Source organism: Sphingobacterium chungjuense, assembly GCF_011316935.1.
Taxonomy (GTDB): domain Bacteria; phylum Bacteroidota; class Bacteroidia; order Sphingobacteriales; family Sphingobacteriaceae; genus Sphingobacterium; species Sphingobacterium chungjuense.
This window is the reverse complement of record NZ_WLYS01000004.1, coordinates 128,592-146,464: the sequence shown is the minus strand read 5'-3', so window position 1 is coordinate 146,464 and position 17,873 is coordinate 128,592. Positions and strand designations below refer to the sequence as shown.

The following is a 17,873-nucleotide window of genomic DNA, read 5'->3' as shown; positions in this document are numbered from 1 at the left end:
AACTTATAGCATGACCATATTAGACAAAATCATAGATCGTAAAAAGGAAGAAGTTGCGATAGCAAAATCAAAAGTAAGCGCTGTAGAACTAGAAGCCTATCCGCTGTTCGGTAGAACCTGTTATCGCCTGCGCGACTTTATCGCAGATGGCAAACATACTGGCATTATTGCCGAATACAAACGCGCATCGCCTTCCAAAGGATTGATTAATGGAAACGTCACCGTGCAGGAAGTGGTGCAGGGATATCAGGCCGCGGGCGCTTCTGCCGTTTCTGTGCTTACTGATGCGGATTTCTTCCAAGGCAGTTTAGCCGATTTGACGGCTGCGCGCGAAGTGTTGCAAATTCCGCTGTTGCGTAAAGAATTCATCATCGATCCGTACCAGATCACGGAAGCAAAAGCGTATGGTGCAGATATTATTTTGTTGATTGCCGCTTGTCTGGATGCCGACGCCATTCAATTTCTTTCTGCTTATGCGCAATCGCTTGGATTGAGCGTGCTGTTAGAAGTACACAACGCCGAAGAATTAAGCCGTAGTTTGTTTGACACGATTGATGCCATTGGTGTCAACAATAGAAATCTGAAAGATTTCAGCGTATCACTGGATCACTCTTACGAGTTGGCTGCACAGATTCCAGATAGCTACATCAAGGTTTCGGAAAGTGGTATATCAGATCCGGCGACGATTCGTGAACTACAGAAAGTCGGCTACGCCGGATTTCTGATTGGTGAAAACTTTATGCGTACAGATGATCCTGCAGCATCTATAAAAGAGTTTGTGGCTGCCGTGCAAGGATAAAGATAGGCGCCTCATTTTTATATTGTTATCTTTTTGTTAATGCTTGCAGCAATATGGATAATTCCTATCTTTGAAAACTAAGGCAAAGTTTTGTATCTTAGTGTTTTTGATACACTATGTGTGAAAGATATTTTTAGATAACCATATACAGTAAAAATGAGTTTAATAATCGATGTACATGCGCGCCAAATACTAGATTCGCGCGGAAATCCAACCATTGAAGTTGATGTAACCACACAAAATGGTTTTGTTGGTCGTGCAGCTGTTCCTTCTGGAGCATCTACAGGAGCCCACGAAGCGGTTGAATTGCGTGATGGCGATAAAGCAAAATATTTAGGAAAAGGGGTGTTGAAAGCAGTAGAGAACGTAAACACGAAAATCTCTGAAGCTTTGCAAGGTGTGGATGTATTCGAGCAAAATGCCATTGACAAAATCATGATTGATTTGGATGGTAGCGAAAACAAAGGCAACTTAGGCGCTAACGCGATTTTAGGTGTATCTCTTGCTGTTGCAAAAGCTGCTGCACAAGAAAGCCGTCAACCATTGTACCGCTACATCGGTGGTGTCAATGCCAATACGCTTCCTATTCCGATGATGAACATCATTAACGGTGGTTCTCACTCTGATGCCCCTATCGCGTTCCAAGAGTTTATGATCATGCCAGTAGGCGCTACTTCTTTCTCAGAAGCGCTACGTTGGGGAGCTGAAATCTTCCATACCTTGAAAAAAATCTTGCACGACCGTAACTTATCTACAGCAGTAGGTGATGAAGGTGGTTTTGCACCTACATTCGACGGTACAGAAGATGCGATCGAAACGGTATTGAAAGCGATTGAGCAAGCTGGTTACAAAGCTGGTCAAGACGTATTCTTAGCGTTGGATTGTGCTTCTACAGAATTCTTCGAAAATGGTAAATACGATTACTCGAAATTCGAAGGTGCTAACGGAGCGGTTCGTTCTACAGAGGAGCAAGTAAACTACTTAGCAGAATTGACGGAGAAATATCCAATTATCTCGATCGAAGATGGTATGGGTGAAGATGATTGGGCTGGCTGGAAATTATTGACGGAGAAAATCGGCGATCGCGTTCAGTTAGTAGGTGATGATTTATTCGTAACGAACACCAAACGTCTTCAAGAAGGTATCGACACACATACTGCGAACTCTATCTTGGTAAAAGTAAACCAAATCGGTTCGTTGACAGAAACAATCAATGCGGTTTCTTTGGCGCAGCACAACGGTTATACTTCGGTTATGTCTCACCGTTCTGGTGAAACAGAAGATAACACGATTGCTGACTTAGCAGTCGCGTTGAACTGTGGACAGATCAAAACGGGTTCTATCTCTAGATCAGACAGGATTGCAAAATACAACCAATTGCTTCGCATCGAAGAAGAATTGGGTAGCAATGCAAAATACATCGGTAGCGCATTCAAATACGCTAACAAAAAATAATCCGACTTCGGATTGTTTTCCGCAAAGGCTATTACGGCATCTAGGTGTTGTAATAGCCTTTTTTATTGTATTGTTTTATCATGTTGTGATGGACCTGCTAGCAACAATATTTATTTTTCGTTTAATACATTCATTTTAATGCGATAATAATATCTTTGTGTCTATGGAACGCTTTGTCAATGTAGTTCGAAACAAGTATTTGATTGCCGTTGCGGTTTTTATCGCTTGGATGGCATTCTTCGATCGGTACGACTTGACTACGCAGTACAACTATCAGCAAGAAAGAAGAAAGCTGGAAGCTGAGAAGGAATATTACACAAGCGAAATCTCTACCATATCCACGGCGATCAAAGATGTCAAATCCAATCCAGACATTATCCAAAAGATTGCCCGTGAAAAATTCAAAATGAAAAGATCCAATGAAGATGTGTATATTGTCGAGGAATCGACAGTAGACTAACCATGCGCATCTATTGGCATTTTTATAAAACCATCTTTTTTATCAATATTTTCCTTAGTGTTGCACTCATGCTGATGCTAGGCAATCTCACTACCTACGCGGCTTTGTTTGCCACGTTTGGTTATTTACTGAGCATGGGCTTGCTGCGCTTTTTTGAAAGCAATACCATGTACCTGTATTACAATTTAGGATATAGTCGTTTACGCTTACAGTTAGTAGGTTTCTTGTTCAATCTAGCCATTGCCATTATTTTCTATGGTTTCATTCAGTGGTTCATAGCTCATCCTATTTCTACTCAATGACAATGAGCGAACCCGTTGAAAAAGAATTATATATCGATTCGGTAGCTTTTAGCTATGATGCCCATAAATCATTACTTACTGGTGGATTTTTACAATGTAAAGTAGGAGATACGGTAGCATTAATTGGCCGTAACGGCAGTGGAAAATCCACTTTAATGAAGATCCTATTTGGCACGATAAAGGCAAAACATAGTTATATTCGGTTGAATGGGCGGCGCGTCAAACGTGCTCTTTCTTCTAAAGAAGTGTGTTATCTTCCGCAAGATCGTTTTCTGCCGACTGCCATGCGTGTAAGTGAAGTCGTCGCATTGATGATTCCTTCCATCGAAAAAAGAAATACGATATTGGGTCATGTAATCATCGATCGTATAAAAAATAATTTGGTAGCAGATATTTCAGGTGGCGAATGTCGCTTTTTGGAAATTATGTTATTACTGAACCAATCGGCAACATTTATCTTGCTAGACGAACCTTTTTCAGGATTGTCTCCCATAATCAAAGATGAAGTTGCTGCACTAGTTTTGAGTTTTCGGAAGGAAAAGGGGATCGTCATATCAGATCACGATTATCGCTCTACGTTGAGCCTCTGCACTCAAATGGTGCTATTACAAAACGGCACCTGCCGTGTAATATCAGACAAGAGAGAATTGGAGTTATTTTACTTACCGGAAGGGACTTTTCCCGATCCTACTTAGCGGTAGCTATTCTCATTATTCACATCAATTTTTTTAATTTTTGCTCCGTTCGAAGTATGCAAACAAAGCTGCCTACAAAATACAAAGCCATAGAAATGGGAAGTATCATCGACGACTTTGATTTCAAGTCATGATCGGTAAAGTATATCAATAAAACTTGAACCACGAGGATTACGGGCGCTAAAAGCATCCATTGTTTTGAAAAATACCGTTGCGAAAACCGCCAATTCTCGATATTATTTGTTGAACGGGTTGTTCTGTAACCATAAAAAGAATTGATATTTTTTGGCGGAAAAAAATACAGCAACAAAGGGACTGCTATTATAAAAAGGTCGATCAGAATGATGTCTATAAATTCTTTAGGCATGTTCAGCAAGTTCTGGTTTTTGACTTTGATCCTTTAATATAACAAAAAAAACGCCCAAACAACGTTTGAGCGCTTCCTAAACTTTCTATAGACTTATTGTCTTATGCAAATAGCGACCAAGTTTTCCAAGGAATACGTGATAGAAAAAGAATCAAACCGATGATATAGAAAATGAAAACCGTTTGGTTTGCTTTCCAATCGTCAGTCATTCGCTTCGCTTTCGAATATCCAATCGTAATCGCGACTACACCTAACAACATAGCAAGTGGGTGCTCAATGACTTTGAATCGCATTAAGCTATCTTTCATAACTGCTCCTGAGAACATGCTGTAGTATTGAAGCGTGATGAAATAGATGATTCCTATAAGCACCTGTATGTGTCCGCTGATCAAACCGATCAACGCAATTTTCCGGTTGTATGGGCGATATTTTAAGTAATTAACCAGTGTAATTACTATAGATACTACCAACGCGATTAGCAATACTACAGCAAGTGTAGAGTGTAAATGTTTCATTCCAGTTATCGTAAAAATTAGTACTTCAATACATTATCTCGGCGCAAATATACTACTTTGATAGTCGTTTGTCGCCTAATTCTTTGAATTCTGACTTCGCTTTGAAATTCGGAAATACCTTCTCCATACTCAGCGTGTAGCCGATATCAAAGAAAAGGCGAATATCGGCCAAGATTCCGGAGAAATCCCAATTTTCATTATACTCATCTGCGACCGTATGGTAAGTTCCCGCCAAGGCTTCTTTACGTTTATTCAAAGCGACGCTGTCAGTTTCTAGATAATCGCCACCGCTGCCCATAAACAATCCCGGTACGCCCATTTTCACAAAGTTAAAATGATCCGAACGGTAAAAACCACCAGAAGATGGATTTCCAGCATCTACGATGATACGATCAAATTTTGCTGCCGAACGTTCCACATAATCTTCTAATTCCGTCTGCCCACGGCCAACGATGGAAACCCCTTTGGTAGCGCCAACCGCATTGAAGGCGTCCATATTTAAGTTTCCGACCGTTTTATGGATTGGGAAAATAGGATGTTCGGTATAATACTGCGAGCCCAATAATCCTTCTTCCTCGGCTGTAACCGCCATAAATACAATCGTACGTTCGGGTTTTACTTTCGCTGCTTGGAAAGCTTTTGCAATTTCGAAAAGCGCCGATACACCAGCAGCATTATCGATCGCACCGTTGAAAATAGAATCGCCATCTACCGCTTCGCCTACGCCCAAGTGATCCCAATGTGCGGTGTAAATAACGACTTCGTCGGGTCTCTTTGTGCCCTTCAATTGTGCGACAACATTATTGGAAGCAGACTTTCGGATTTTGCTTTGCAAATCTACTCCGGTTGTGATGCCCATCGCGCGTGCTTGGAAACCTGGTTTCTTCGCCTCTTCCATGATGCTCGCATTTAGAGCACTGATTGCAAATAATTGGTTGGCAATGGGCGTGGTAATCCAACTTTGAAACTGCACATTTTGTGCATCAGCCGCTGGTACCAAACTCAATTGTGGTCCTGACCAACCCGATCTTACCACATTCCAGCCGTAGCTGGCGGCAGTTGTTTCATGAATTAATATTACGCCAGCAGCGCCTTGTCGTGCCGCTTCCTCGTATTTATAATTCCAACGACCATAATAAGTCATGGTATCTGCTTTGAACAGATCTTTATCATATCGGCCGGGGTCAGAAACCATCGCGACCACGGTTTTTCCTTTTACATCTACGCCAGCATAATCGTTCCAGTCAAACTCCGGTGCTACAATGCCAAATCCGACAAATACCAATTCCGAATCTGATATTTGAACTTTTTCATTCATCTGCGGTGTAGAGATCACAAAATCATCTAAGTACTTCGCATTAACTTGTCCTTTAGCCCCGCTAAATGTCCAAGTCGTATTGGTAGGTTTTGCATCAATTTGCACCATCGGAACTTCCTGAAAATAGGAATCACCATTTCCGGGTGCTAATCCCAAAGCCTTAAATTGTTTTTCGATATACTGCACTGCCAAGGTATCTCCCTTGGTGAATGGTTTTCTGCCCAGAAAATCATCGGAGGATAATTCGGCGACATAATTACGGTAGCTTTCTTCCGAAATGGCCGACATCGCGGCTGAATCCAAGCTGGATGCATCGTATTGTTCGGTTTTCTGATGGCAAGATGCTAACGCAAGCAGTGAAGCTGCGAGAATAGGTAGCGTTTTATACATAATTCAAATATAAGGGTTCTTCTCAAATTACGCTATTATAGCGATTTACGGAGTTGGCACTGGAATTACTTCCGCAATGGGATGAATGAGGTAATATTTCCCAGTAGAAAGTTCCATGCATTTGAATCGCTTTCGTAGTTTTTCTTTTTTCTGAAAAACACGACCATTTTTCAACGAGAAAACACTTTCTGTGGGGATAGATTCCACCGTAATAAATTCGCTCGCAACCACGTCATGTTTTTTCAAGGTGCGATACAAGTTGAGATCCGTGCAGCTGGAAGCGGCCGGATTGTCCATGTATTGCAACAAGGCCATGGTGACATCATGTGGCAAAACCTGTAGTTTGAAGAACGGCGTCATCAACTCTTTAAAATTGTTTTTCCATTCTTTTCCGTGTGGTTTTACCCGATCTTTGTACTGCGTCCACGTTTTTAGATGGGCAAATTCATGCACCGTCGTGATCAAGAAAGCATATGGATTCAGATCGTGGTTTACCGAGATTTGATGCGTTTGCCCTTGGAATGGTGCACGATAATCTCCGAGTTTGCTGCTGCGCGATTTGGCCACTCGAAAACGACATTTGGTATCGACAATCCATTGCGAAACAATAGGCGCTGCCGCTTCGGGCATGTATTTAGAAAGTGATTGGCTGAAATCAGGCATTACACAAAAATACGGATTTCCGACACAATCCGTATTCCTCCGTCAGCGTATGTAATAAATCCTTTTTATCTTTGGTTATATCATAACGCACAACGCATGCTACGAAAGCTCCTGATTAGAAATTACGCCTTGATCGATTCTTTGGATATCGAGTTTGATGACAAACTAAACATCATTACCGGAGAGACCGGCGCGGGTAAATCCATCATCATGGGCGCGCTTGGATTGATTTTGGGCAATCGGGTAGAAGGGAAGTATGTATTTAACGAAGGTAGTAAATGCATTATCGAAGGCTACTTTGATATTCGCCATTATGCGCTGAAAGATCTGTTCGACGAACAAGATCTGGATTACGAAGCCGAGACCATCATCCGGCGCGAAATTAGTGCCGAAGGCAAATCGCGTGCTTTTGTCAACGATTCGCCCGTTACCTTGCAAGTGTTGAAGTCGCTGAGTGAGCGGCTCATTGATATTCATTCGCAGCAAGCAACCACGCAGATCAATACCGAAGATTTTCAATTTCTGGTGCTGGATAGTGTAGCCAATAATGCAGACAATTTAAGTCAGTATAAAACACAACTAAAAGGCTACAAGAAAGCAGTAGCGTCATTGCGGCAGGTAGAAGAGCAAATTGCGCAGTCTAATGCTGAGCTGGATTATAACCAATTTGTGGTGAATGAATTAGATGTCGTTCAGTTGAGGGATGGAGAGGTAGAGGAATTGGAAGCGGAGCAACTCCAATTAGAAAATGCCGAAGACATCAAAAGGGGATTATTATCCTCGATTCATCTATTAGAAGAATCTGAGCAGAGTGTATTGCAAAGTTTACGCGATACGCAGCACGAATTGCAACGCATTAGCAACTTTTTGCTAACGGGCGATGATTTGCTGGCTCGCTTGAATAGCAATATCATCGAGATGAAAGATATTGCTGCCGAAATAGTACAGCAAGAACAAACCATTAATGTCGACGAAGAGCGCTTACAATTCGTCACCGAACGCCTGTCTACTCTCTACAGCTTGGTGCAAAAATACCGCGTTGCCGATGTTGTAGAGCTAATTGCGCTAAGAGATAGCCTGAGAGAAAAGATTAAATCATTGAACGATCAAGAGGAGGAAGTCGCTCGCTTGACTAATGAAGTTGCCAAATACGAAAAAGCCACTCAGGAAGCAGCGCTAATTGTGTCGGATAAACGGAAATCGGTGCTAGCTCAGATCAAAAAGGAAATTGAACAAACTCTCCAAAAGGTGGGCATGCCCAATGCCATACTGCAGATTGATTTGACGCAGGGCGAACAGTTTCATCCACAAGGAATGGATAAAGTCAGTTTCTTGTTCTCTGCCAATAAAGGGCAAACACCGCAGCCTATTCACAAAGTAGCTTCCGGCGGTGAACTTTCGCGAGTGATGCTTGCCGTGAAATCGTTGGTCGCACGATCATCGGCTTTGCCAACCATAATATTTGATGAGATCGATACAGGTATATCAGGCGAAGTCGCTTTACAAGTTGGCGACGTGATGGATACCTTGGCCGCGCACATGCAAGTCATTGCTATTACTCACCTGCCACAGATTGCTTCGAAAGGTAAACGGCATTTTAAAGTGTATAAAGAAGATCAAGCGGAGCGTACACTTTCGAGAATCGAAGCACTGGCATCCGAAGAGCGCATCGTAGAAATTGCTAAAATGCTGAGCGGCGCGAACCCTGGAGATGCCGCGTTGCAACATGCCAAAGAATTGATCGCTGGATAATAAATGCTAACGCAACAAACAACAACACATGACATATACAAAAAACATGTTGGGTGCCTTGTTGGTGATGAGTATCACTATAGGGCATGCACAAAACCTAAAAGACGGCCCGTTGAAAATGGAACGATCCAAAGATAGCGAAGTGATGAATATCTCTACCGATAGACAACCTTTGACAGCCGAAAAGCTCTGGAAACTAGCACGTGTCTCTGGCGAACGCATAACGCCAGATGGCAAGGAGCTCATCTATGGCGTAGCTCATTACAATCTAGAAACTAATTCCGCGGAGCGCAATCTTTTTAGCGTTCCGGTGAAAGGTGGCAGCCCAAAACAGCTTACTACTGAGCCAGGATCTGAATCGGTCTTGGATATCACGGCGAAAGGCGAGATCATTTATCTCTACAAAGGCGATATCTGGAAGATGTACAGCGATGGTAGCCGAAAAACTAAAATCACCGAAACAGAAGGCAAGCTGGCCGACGTAAAATTATCTCCTGATAAAAAACACATACTATACAGCAAATCGGTGTTGGTGAATCCGTTTCACAGTCCGGACAAATACAAAGATCTGCCCAAAAGTGATGTATATGTATACGATGATCTAGATTATCGGCATTGGGATTCGTTTAATGATGGCCGATATGCACATCCCTTCGTAGCTAGCTATGCCGATGGCAAAATCGGAGAGCCGGTGGATTTGCTAGAAGGCAAGCCGTATTACAGTCCGCAAGCGCCATTCGGTGGAGCCGAAGATTTTGCTTGGTCGCCCGATAGCAAGGCGGTTTTATATGTTGCCAAGAAAAAGGCGGGTAAAGAATATGCGCTAAGTACCAATACCGATATCTATCGTTATGATTTGGCCAGCGGACAAGTTAGCAACCTGACCGAAGGGATGAATGGCTATGATACGCATCCTGATTTTAGTCCGGTCGGAAATCGTTTGGCTTGGTTAAGTATGAAAAAAGATGGGTTCGAAGCCGATAAAAATGATATTATTCTCCAAGATCAAGACGGAAAAGTTCGTTTGAATCTGACGGCACATTGGGATGAGACCGTGAATGGGTTTACGTGGAGCAAGGATGGAAAAAAAATCTTTTTTACCGCACCGGTGAAAGGAACGATACAACTTTTTGAAGTCCAAGTTCCAGCTAATCTAGCCAACAAAGCACTTCCAAAAATTGAGCAAATCAGCGAAGGCGAATTTGATATAACAGGTATGGTTGGTGAGTATGATGGTGGTCTAGTCGTCACTTCTACGTGTCTTACGCGCGCTGCCGAAATCTATCGCTACGATTTTAAAACGCGTCAACTCAGTCCAATCACAATGGAGAATGACGAAGCTTATGCGCACATTGCCGAGACGCCGGTGAAAGGTCGTTTTACAAAAGCCACCGACGGACAAGATCTTTTTTCTTGGGTGGTGTATCCGCCTGATTTTGATCCTGCGAAGAAATATCCGACTTTATTGTATTGTCAAGGCGGGCCACAATCTGCGGTTTCGCAGTTTTATTCACTCCGTTGGAATTTACAACTGATCGCTTCTCAAGGTTATATTGTGATTGCGCCGAATCGTCGTGGTATGCCGGGCTGGGGTGTGCAATGGAATGAAGATATTTCTGGTGATTGGGGTGGACAGCCAATTCGCGATTATTTATCCGCGATCGATGATTTGTCTACAGAATCCTATGTCGATACGGCACGTTTGGGTGCGATTGGTGCCTCTTATGGCGGTTATTCTGTATTTATGTTAGCTGGCGTGCACGAGGGACGATTCAAGACATTTATTTCTCACTGCGGCTTGTTTGATATGACTTCGTGGTATGGCACGACGGAGGAATTGTTTTTTGCGAATCAAGACTTGGGCGGACCGTATTGGGATGCTGCGAATGAAAAGACATATACTGACTTCAACCCGATCACGCATGTCGAAAAATGGAATACACCAATTATGGTGATTCAAGGCGGCAAAGATTTTAGAGTGCCGATTGGACAAGGTTTGGAAGCTTTTCAAGCAGCACAACTACGTGGTATCAAAAGCCGATTGGTCTACTTACCGGAAGAAAACCACTGGGTACTTTCTGGGCACAACGCACAGGTGTGGCAGCGAGAATTCTTCCGCTGGTTAGACGAAACTCTGTAACGACAAAAATCCATATCAAAATAATAGGCCAGTGCACTGCACTGGCCTATTATTTTGATATGAAAGTAAATCGATATTTACTTCGTGTCTTTCTTTCCGAAAATACTCAAACGAATATAACGTCCTGGATTTTCTTTTACATCTTTCATCAGGTTATCCAGATTCAAGGATGCATTGTTCAGATTGTTATACAGTTGATCGTCGTTAAGCAGTAAGCCAATAGAACCTTCACCATTCTGTATTTTTTGTGTAATGGCGTGCACTTCCTGCATCGCTTTGTTGGCATTATCGACCGTCTCTTTCACTTGAACCTGTGCTAAGTTATTAGACATCGTATCCAAGTTGTTGAGGATAGAATTGATTTGCCCATCATATCTCTTAAAGTTGTTCGTGATAGACTCTAAGTTCATCATGATCTTTGCCAAACGCATACGTTCCGATCCCACCAAACCTTCTACGTCGTTGGTGATCTTTTCTACATTGCTCAGTGATACAGATATGCTTCGCAAACTTTGTTTGAAATCACGCTGAAACTCGTCATCCAATGTGGTATTCACAGCAGATAAAACGGAGTCCAGTTTTACCACCAAATTTTCCACCTTGTGTTGCAATGGCTCTACCTTTTCCATCAAGTTGGCTTGGATATCGGAGAGGAGAGGATCTCCATCGCGCGCCATCGTGGTGCTATTGCCCAATTCGAATACGATGGCCTTGCTACCCAATAGATCCGCACTTACAATGCGTGCAACCGTGTTGGACGGTATGGCATAATCGTTCTTTATTTTAAACTCTGCGCGAATCTTTCCATTGTCCTGCAATTTTAGGCTAGAAACTCGGCCAATCTGATAACCATTCACCATTACAGGTTTTGATGCAGATAGGCCGTCTACGTTATTATACTCGGTATAATAGGTGTTCTCGGAAGTGAATACATCATTGCCTTTTAGAAAACTATAGCCAATAAATAGCAATGCAATCGCGATGGCCGTAAGTGCTCCGACTTTAGTTTCGTTTGAAATTTTCAAAATATGTAAACTTTAAATGATAGCGTAAGATTTTGATGCTTTAGTATGTTAACATTCTAATATAAGAAAAGTTTAGCGTTCCATATTTTTTCTATAGGTATTTATCGCGTTGAAGAGATTATCCACTATTTCTTGTTGCCCCTGTGAAGATAGCATGTACCTTTCCTCTTCGGAATTGCTAATGAAACCAACTTCGGTCAATACCGCAGGCATGCCCGCTGTTTTCAATACCGCCAAAGGAAGTTCTTTCACACCCCGATTGACCCGACCAGAGCGAGCATATTCTGCTTGCATATAAGTTGCTAGCTTAATACTTTGGTCACGATACATTTTTTTTAGATACTTAAAGACAATGTAAGTAGATGGATCATTTGGATCAAAGCCATCGTAATTTTCTTCGTAATTATCTTCTAATAAGATGGATGCATTCTCACGCATGGCCACATCTTGATTTGCCATACTGTTGAAACCTAATACAAAAGTCTCTGTGCCTTTGGCAGATCGACTCGATCCCCGACCTATCGAGTTCAAGTGGATGGATATAAATAGATCGGCATGATTTTGATTAGCTAAAGCAGGGCGCTCGTACAATTTTGGATAACTGTCGTCTGCTCGGGTATAAATGACTTTCACGCCAGACATTTCGCGCTCAATCTTTTTACCCAATTTTAGTGTGATTTCTAAGGCGACATCTTTTTCGCGCGATTGTGCACCAACGGCTCCTGAATCATGCCCGCCGTGCCCAGCATCCAAGACAATAGTTTTGATTTTTTGTGGAGGAGTACCTGTGCTCGGCTCTCTAAAACTTCCAAAGACTGTTATCAAAAGGAAAGATAACAAGGTGAAAAATACTAATTTGAGATTTTTATGGGGTCTGTTTGTGGAGTTCCTTTGAATCATCAAAATATTATGATTTATTAAATGATTGTTACTAAATAATACAAATTTGCGTGACCTATAACAATTAACGTTCCACACTTGCTTTAAACCGCTTAATCGCAGTAGTTAAGTTGCCAACTATTTCGGTCTGACCAGCGTCTGATAGCATAAAATTCTCCTCGTCAGGACTGCTAATAAACCCAATTTCAGTCAGTACAGCTGGCATGCCGGCTGTTGCCAACACAGCTAGTGAAAGTTCTTGCACGCCACGATTGGCACGGCCAGCTTGCACATATTCTTCCTGCATCATCGTAGCGACTTTGATACTTTGGTCACGATATCTCCGTTTCATCAGAGAAAAAACAATATAAGTAGATGGATCATTCGGATCGAAACCATTGTAATTTTCCTTGTAGTTGTCTTCTAATAAAATATCGGCATTTTCACGAATCGCAACATCCTGCTGAGCAAGGCGATTGTAACCACATACGAATGTTTCGGTACCGCGTACATGTGGACGTCGAGTTAGCTGCGTGCTATATTTGCCGTTACGTCCTTTTACCCTACGCTCAGAATCCGCCGAGTTACAATGTATCGAAATAAATAAATCTGCATGATTGTTATTAGCCAAAGCGGTACGTTCATAGAAAGGAACGTCAATATCGCGATCACGCGTGAGCATCACCTTCACACCGGGCATTTCTTTTTCGATAGATTCTTTTAATTTTTTGGACACCTGCAAAACCACATCTTTTTCCGCAGATATTCTTCCTCTAGCACCCGGTTTATCGCCGCCGTGTCCGGGATCAATAACCACAAGAGAGAATGGTTTTACCTGTGATTCTCCTTTGGCTTCTTTGCCGTTGGGATTTGATGTATTCGCATGCGCAATAAACATCCCTACAAAGATGGTAGAAGATAGGAAAATTAAACCTAGAGAAAATTTAACATTTTTTAGCAACCGCATAAGTAACATAGTTTTTATAAATGTGCTTTTCTGAGCCTAAGACCGCATTTTAAATACCTCACCAAGAATGTTAAAAACATTTACTATGTCGGTTTTTTGACTATTTTTGCCGAAGAACATTTCAACTTTATACAAACATAACATTCATAATTTATTTTGAGAGCGTTTACTTCTCTTTTCAGTATGCTTATCCTAGTGTGTGCGAATGTTCTGTTTGCCCAAGCACAGGATGTCAGACCTGTGCGAGATACTATTCCGTTAAGAGATACTTCGTTGGTGGATACCCTCGGAACGGATACCACTCAAAATAATTTTAAGGATGTTACCGGTCAAGACACGGTCGTGATGAAAGACTCCGAAAGTGATCTGGAAACGGTGGTTACCATTGTGGCGAATGACTCTTCAGTAAACGAAGTAAGTCTCAATATATTGCATTTGTACGGTGGCGCGAAGGTCAAATATCAAGATTTTGAATTGGCGGCAGATTATATCCGATTGGATAGAAATACGAATGTGCTATTTGCCTCCGGAATCAACGATCATAACGGTAAATATGCCGGAAGACCGGTCGTAATTATGCCTGGCGAAGGGCCTATCGCGGTAGATTCACTTTTCTATAATTATAAGACACAGATCCCGAAAACTTTTGGTGTCATGACGGAGGTCGATGGCGCTTTCGTGCAAGCTAGAGTCGTCCGACGAAATATTTATGAAGAAATGTCGTTGTTCGATGGTTTGTATAGTACCTGTGATTTGCCCGAACCACATACACACTTTGGTATCAAGATTTCCAAAGGTTTGATTGTTAAAAATCAAATCATTGCCGGGCCTTCCTATCTGGTCGTGCAGAATATACCGTTGAAATTTATCGCAGTTCCTTTTGGATTTTTTCCGAAACAAGATAAACCTTCGTCTGGAATGCTCTTTCCTTCTTTTGGTGAAGATGCTAGTCGAGGATTTGCTATGCGTGATTTGGGTTGGTATCTGACCTTTAATGATTATTGGGATACCGAGTTTCGGACAAACATTTACTCTAGAGGTGCTTTTGAAGCTTCCATGCGTACGCAATACGTGGTTAATTACAAGTTCAACGGTGGTTTCAATCTGCGTTATGGTTCTACACCAACTGGTATAGAAGGTACCGAGGGGTATAGGCGAGCGCAGGATTTCAACGTTACTTGGAATCATACGCAGCGCCAAGAAGCCAACCCAGGAACTTCTTTTTCGGCATCCGTTAACTTTGGTACCAGTTCATATTTTCGAAATACGGCCGCAAACGGTACTAACAATTTTCAGCAATTAACGCAGAATAATATGTCGTCCAACATCAGTTATGGTCGTGTGTTTGCGGACGGTAAGGTGAATTTTACTTCCTCTGCTAGTCATCGACAAGATATTGCGACAGGGCGATTAGATTTGGAATTACCGACATTCAGCTTGAACGTTTCGACCTTTAATCCCTTCAAATTTGGTGATGGTGTGGGTCAACCAAAATGGTATGAAAGAATCACGGTAGGATATAGCTTGCAGGGTACCAATAAGCTAGAGACTGCCGATTCCTTATTGTTTCGCAAAGAAACTTTAGGTGATTTCACCAATGGTATGCAGCATACCATTCCGATTGCACTTTCTTTGCAGGTTATGAAGTATTTCCAGTTCAACAGCTCGGTGAATTATACGGAAAGATGGTATCTACAAAGCATTCGTAATTATAGAGAGAATGATCAGATCGGTTTCCGTGATATGCGCGATACGGTATCAGGCTTTCGTCGTGCATACGATTACTCTGTTTCAACGGGTCTATCTACCAAAGTATACGGTCAGTACCCAAAGATTGGGAAGATCGAAGCGATCAGACATGTCGTTACACCTTCGATAAATCTGAATTACAGACCAGATTTTAGCGATCCGAGCTACGGATATTATCGGGATTATATTAATCCTCAAGGCCAAGCTGCACAATACTCCATATTCGAGGGAGCGATATTTGGCGGTCCAGCAGCTGGAAGATCTATGGGTATTGGCTTCTCCGTAGATAATAATATTGAAGCAAAAGTGCGGTCCGATCGAGATACAACGGGATCGGGTATCAAGAAGATCAAGATTCTGCAAGGTCTAACATTTAGTGGAAATTATAATATGGCTGCCGACTCCTTGAAGCTCTCCCAGATTAGTTTCTCTGGTCGTACGTCATTATTCAATGAAAAAATTAATCTGAATTTCAATGGTTCATTTGATCCATATACCTATGATCGCGTAACAGGCACACGTATTAATCGTTTTATGCTGCGCGAGGGAAGCTTGGCACGTTTAACCAACTTTGGTTTGTCATTTGATTATAGCTTTAATCCAGATGCTTCGCAAAACCGAAATGACAATATTGATTCATTGCGCAACAGCATGCCCGGAATGACTCAGCAGCAAGCTGATGCACTCGCGCGTGTAAGTCGCGATCCCAATGCGTTTGTTGACTTTAATATTCCCTGGAATCTCTCCGGTTCCTTCAGTTTCAACTATGCGAGTGTGTTTAATACGGAAGAAATGCGTATGGGTAGCAACATCACGAGTACCGTACAATTGCATGGCGATTTTAATGTAACACCTAAATGGAAAGTTCAATTTAATGGTGGCTATGATTTTGGACAGATGCAGGTGGTTATACCACAGTTTAGTATCTATCGAGATCTGCACTGTTGGGAAATGTCCTTCGCTTGGGTTCCTATCGGGCAATTCCAGAGTTATAATATAACTATCCGAGCAAAAGCCGCTATCTTGCAAGACTTGAAGCTCATGAAGCGACAGAGTCATTACGTGTTTTAACAGTTAAACTTCCATGTTATGCCGACGAAGATAGAAATTATTACGATAGGCGACGAAATTTTACAAGGTCAGATTGTAGACTCCAATTCCGCTTGGATCGCGCAACAATTACTGCTCTTAAACCTTGCTGTCGTGCATATCACTACCATTGCCGATCGCGAAGATGCTATTGTTGCGGCATTCGACGCCGCTAAACAACGCGCAGATATTATTTTGGTAACGGGCGGTTTGGGTCCCACCAAAGATGATATTACTAAACGTACGGCTGCTACCTACTTTGGTACAAATCTGGTTCGTGATCAGCACGTATTAGCACATGTGGAGAACATATTCGCGCAGCGCAAACGGGCTATGCCAGCGATCAACGAAATGCAAGCAGATGTATTTGAAGATGGTGAAGTATTGTTCAATGAATTGGGTACAGCGCCTGGTTTATGGTACACGCATGAAGGCAAATCTTTTGCGTTTATGCCCGGAGTACCATACGAAATGAAACACATCATGTCTCAGCATGTGCTACCAAAACTTGCTAATGCAGCAAATCAAGGAAACATCGTGAATGTCTATATCTTGACTGCTGGAATAGGTGAATCACACTTAGCGGAATCCATACAAGATATCGAAGCAGAAATGCCCGACTATATCCGAATGGCGTATTTGCCGAAGTTGGGTATTGTGAGGCTTCGGCTGACTGGCGTGAGCCAAGATGCCGACGCACTGCGCGCTGAAATGGAAGGATACGCCAATCGGATTAAAGAACGAGTGCATGAGCACTTTGTCACTTTTGGCGATGTAGATTTGGAAGGGGCGATTTTACCACTTATGCACTCCAACGGATATACATTGGCGACAGCCGAAAGTTGTACTGGCGGTACAATTGCCAGTCGCATCACAGCGATACCGGGAGCCGGCAATGTATTTAAAGGATCCATTGTATCGTATACCAACGAAATCAAAAGCAATTTACTGGACGTTAGTGAACAATATTTAGAAACGTATGGTGCTGTGAGTGAGCAAGTCGTAAGTGCGATGGCTGCTGGTGCACGGACGAAATTTGACGTAGATTTTGCCCTAGCGACAAGTGGATTTGCTGGACCGGATGGCGGTACAGAGGGTACACCAGTAGGCACTATATGGATTGCGTTAGCTACCAAAACGAACGTGCATACGCGGTTGTTTCACTTCCAGAATGATCGCAACATCAATATTGAACGCACAACCATACAGTGTTTTCTCCTATTGTGGCAACAGTTGCGCAAATTGATTGAAATAGAATAAAATTTTGTTTTTACGGGATTTGTAATTATTATATTTTGAATTACTGTT

The 17,873-nt window shown here is 42.3% G+C and carries 16 protein-coding genes; 9 read left to right on the top strand and 7 right to left on the bottom strand.

Annotation, left to right across the window (positions count from 1 at the left end; all coding sequences use genetic code 11):
• The first annotated feature begins 10 nt into the window (after positions 1–10).
• The 5 genes from trpC to GKO22_RS11330 all read left to right on the top strand — a co-directional run bounded on the left by trpC (position 11) and on the right by GKO22_RS11330 (position 3,711).
• A complete protein-coding gene (gene trpC, locus GKO22_RS11350) occupies positions 11–799 on the top strand; it encodes an indole-3-glycerol phosphate synthase TrpC (protein ID WP_166335126.1) in 789 nt (262 codons plus the stop codon).
• A gap of 156 nt (positions 800–955) precedes the next feature.
• On the top strand, positions 956–2,254 hold the full coding sequence (gene eno, locus GKO22_RS11345) for a phosphopyruvate hydratase (RefSeq protein ID WP_166335125.1): 1,299 nt from the start codon (positions 956–958) through the stop codon (positions 2,252–2,254).
• Between the two features lie 163 nt (positions 2,255–2,417).
• The gene (locus GKO22_RS11340) at positions 2,418–2,714 is read left to right on the top strand and encodes an FtsB family cell division protein (RefSeq protein ID WP_166335123.1); all 297 of its coding nucleotides are present in this window, start codon (positions 2,418–2,420) and stop codon (positions 2,712–2,714) included.
• Positions 2,715–2,716: 2 nt separating this feature from the next.
• Entirely contained in the window at positions 2,717–3,016 is a 300-nt protein-coding gene (locus GKO22_RS11335) for a hypothetical protein (RefSeq protein WP_166335121.1), read from the top strand.
• 2 nt (positions 3,017–3,018) lie between these two features.
• Positions 3,019–3,711, top strand: a complete 693-nt coding sequence (locus tag GKO22_RS11330; RefSeq protein WP_166335119.1) for an ATP-binding cassette domain-containing protein — start codon at positions 3,019–3,021, stop codon at positions 3,709–3,711.
• Positions 3,712–3,730: 19 nt separating this feature from the next.
• Here the strand turns inward: GKO22_RS11330 and GKO22_RS16895 are convergent, their stop codons facing one another.
• The 4 genes from GKO22_RS16895 to GKO22_RS11310 all read right to left on the bottom strand — a co-directional run bounded on the left by GKO22_RS16895 (position 3,731) and on the right by GKO22_RS11310 (position 6,964).
• On the bottom strand, positions 3,731–4,078 hold the full coding sequence (locus GKO22_RS16895) for an SdpI family protein (protein WP_166335118.1): 348 nt from the start codon (positions 4,076–4,078) through the stop codon (positions 3,731–3,733).
• 101 nt (positions 4,079–4,179) lie between these two features.
• Positions 4,180–4,593, bottom strand: coding sequence for a hypothetical protein (locus GKO22_RS11320; RefSeq protein WP_166335116.1), 414 nt, complete (start codon positions 4,591–4,593; stop codon positions 4,180–4,182).
• Positions 4,594–4,645: 52 nt separating this feature from the next.
• Entirely contained in the window at positions 4,646–6,301 is a 1,656-nt protein-coding gene (locus GKO22_RS11315; RefSeq protein ID WP_166335114.1) for a M28 family metallopeptidase, read from the bottom strand.
• A gap of 45 nt (positions 6,302–6,346) precedes the next feature.
• Positions 6,347–6,964 (bottom strand): SprT-like domain-containing protein, encoded by a 618-nt coding sequence (locus tag GKO22_RS11310; protein WP_166335112.1) that lies wholly within the window; start codon positions 6,962–6,964, stop codon positions 6,347–6,349.
• A 96-nt stretch (positions 6,965–7,060) separates the two neighbouring features.
• Here GKO22_RS11310 and recN point away from each other — a divergent pair, with 96 nt between their 5' ends.
• Both recN and GKO22_RS11300 read left to right on the top strand, forming a co-directional pair.
• Positions 7,061–8,716: a DNA repair protein RecN gene (gene recN / locus GKO22_RS11305; protein ID WP_166335110.1), complete on the top strand. Its 1,656-nt coding sequence runs from the start codon at positions 7,061–7,063 to the stop codon at positions 8,714–8,716.
• Between the two features lie 28 nt (positions 8,717–8,744).
• Positions 8,745–10,856 carry a S9 family peptidase gene (locus tag GKO22_RS11300; RefSeq protein ID WP_240920276.1) on the top strand — a complete coding sequence of 704 codons (2,112 nt, stop codon included), beginning with the start codon at positions 8,745–8,747 and terminating at the stop codon, positions 10,854–10,856.
• Between the two features lie 77 nt (positions 10,857–10,933).
• Here the strand turns inward: GKO22_RS11300 and GKO22_RS11295 are convergent, their stop codons facing one another.
• The 3 genes from GKO22_RS11295 to GKO22_RS11285 form a co-directional block, all read right to left on the bottom strand.
• Positions 10,934–11,881 carry an MlaD family protein gene (locus GKO22_RS11295; protein ID WP_166335108.1) on the bottom strand — a complete coding sequence of 316 codons (948 nt, stop codon included), beginning with the start codon at positions 11,879–11,881 and terminating at the stop codon, positions 10,934–10,936.
• A 72-nt stretch (positions 11,882–11,953) separates the two neighbouring features.
• A complete protein-coding gene (locus GKO22_RS11290) occupies positions 11,954–12,706 on the bottom strand; it encodes an N-acetylmuramoyl-L-alanine amidase family protein (RefSeq protein WP_240920275.1) in 753 nt (250 codons plus the stop codon).
• Between the two features lie 139 nt (positions 12,707–12,845).
• Positions 12,846–13,727 (bottom strand): N-acetylmuramoyl-L-alanine amidase family protein, encoded by an 882-nt coding sequence (locus GKO22_RS11285; protein ID WP_240920274.1) that lies wholly within the window; start codon positions 13,725–13,727, stop codon positions 12,846–12,848.
• A 183-nt stretch (positions 13,728–13,910) separates the two neighbouring features.
• Here GKO22_RS11285 and GKO22_RS11280 point away from each other — a divergent pair, with 183 nt between their 5' ends.
• Together GKO22_RS11280 and GKO22_RS11275 are read left to right on the top strand one after the other, a co-directional pair.
• Positions 13,911–16,547 carry a putative LPS assembly protein LptD gene (locus tag GKO22_RS11280; RefSeq protein WP_166335105.1) on the top strand — a complete coding sequence of 879 codons (2,637 nt, stop codon included), beginning with the start codon at positions 13,911–13,913 and terminating at the stop codon, positions 16,545–16,547.
• A gap of 18 nt (positions 16,548–16,565) precedes the next feature.
• A complete protein-coding gene (locus tag GKO22_RS11275; protein ID WP_166335104.1) occupies positions 16,566–17,825 on the top strand; it encodes a competence/damage-inducible protein A in 1,260 nt (419 codons plus the stop codon).
• Positions 17,826–17,873: the final 48 nt, after the last annotated feature.

What these genes read in the sequence shown, in the direction of transcription:
- trpC (WP_166335126.1), top strand. Translation starts at nt 11, where the DNA reads ATGACCATATTAGACAAAATCATAGATCGTAAAAAGGAAGAAGTTGCG.
- eno (WP_166335125.1), top strand. Translation starts at nt 956, where the DNA reads ATGAGTTTAATAATCGATGTACATGCGCGCCAAATACTAGATTCGCGC.
- GKO22_RS11340 (WP_166335123.1), top strand. Translation starts at nt 2,418, where the DNA reads ATGGAACGCTTTGTCAATGTAGTTCGAAACAAGTATTTGATTGCCGTT.
- GKO22_RS11335 (WP_166335121.1), top strand. Translation starts at nt 2,717, where the DNA reads ATGCGCATCTATTGGCATTTTTATAAAACCATCTTTTTTATCAATATT.
- GKO22_RS11330 (WP_166335119.1), top strand. Translation starts at nt 3,019, where the DNA reads ATGAGCGAACCCGTTGAAAAAGAATTATATATCGATTCGGTAGCTTTT.
- GKO22_RS16895 (WP_166335118.1), bottom strand. Translation starts at nt 4,078, where the DNA reads ATGCCTAAAGAATTTATAGACATCATTCTGATCGACCTTTTTATAATA.
- GKO22_RS11320 (WP_166335116.1), bottom strand. Translation starts at nt 4,593, where the DNA reads ATGAAACATTTACACTCTACACTTGCTGTAGTATTGCTAATCGCGTTG.
- GKO22_RS11315 (WP_166335114.1), bottom strand. Translation starts at nt 6,301, where the DNA reads ATGTATAAAACGCTACCTATTCTCGCAGCTTCACTGCTTGCGTTAGCA.
- GKO22_RS11310 (WP_166335112.1), bottom strand. Translation starts at nt 6,964, where the DNA reads ATGCCTGATTTCAGCCAATCACTTTCTAAATACATGCCCGAAGCGGCA.
- recN (WP_166335110.1), top strand. Translation starts at nt 7,061, where the DNA reads ATGCTACGAAAGCTCCTGATTAGAAATTACGCCTTGATCGATTCTTTG.
- GKO22_RS11300 (WP_240920276.1), top strand. Translation starts at nt 8,745, where the DNA reads ATGACATATACAAAAAACATGTTGGGTGCCTTGTTGGTGATGAGTATC.
- GKO22_RS11285 (WP_240920274.1), bottom strand. Translation starts at nt 13,727, where the DNA reads ATGCGGTTGCTAAAAAATGTTAAATTTTCTCTAGGTTTAATTTTCCTA.
- GKO22_RS11280 (WP_166335105.1), top strand. Translation starts at nt 13,911, where the DNA reads ATGCTTATCCTAGTGTGTGCGAATGTTCTGTTTGCCCAAGCACAGGAT.
- GKO22_RS11275 (WP_166335104.1), top strand. Translation starts at nt 16,566, where the DNA reads ATGCCGACGAAGATAGAAATTATTACGATAGGCGACGAAATTTTACAA.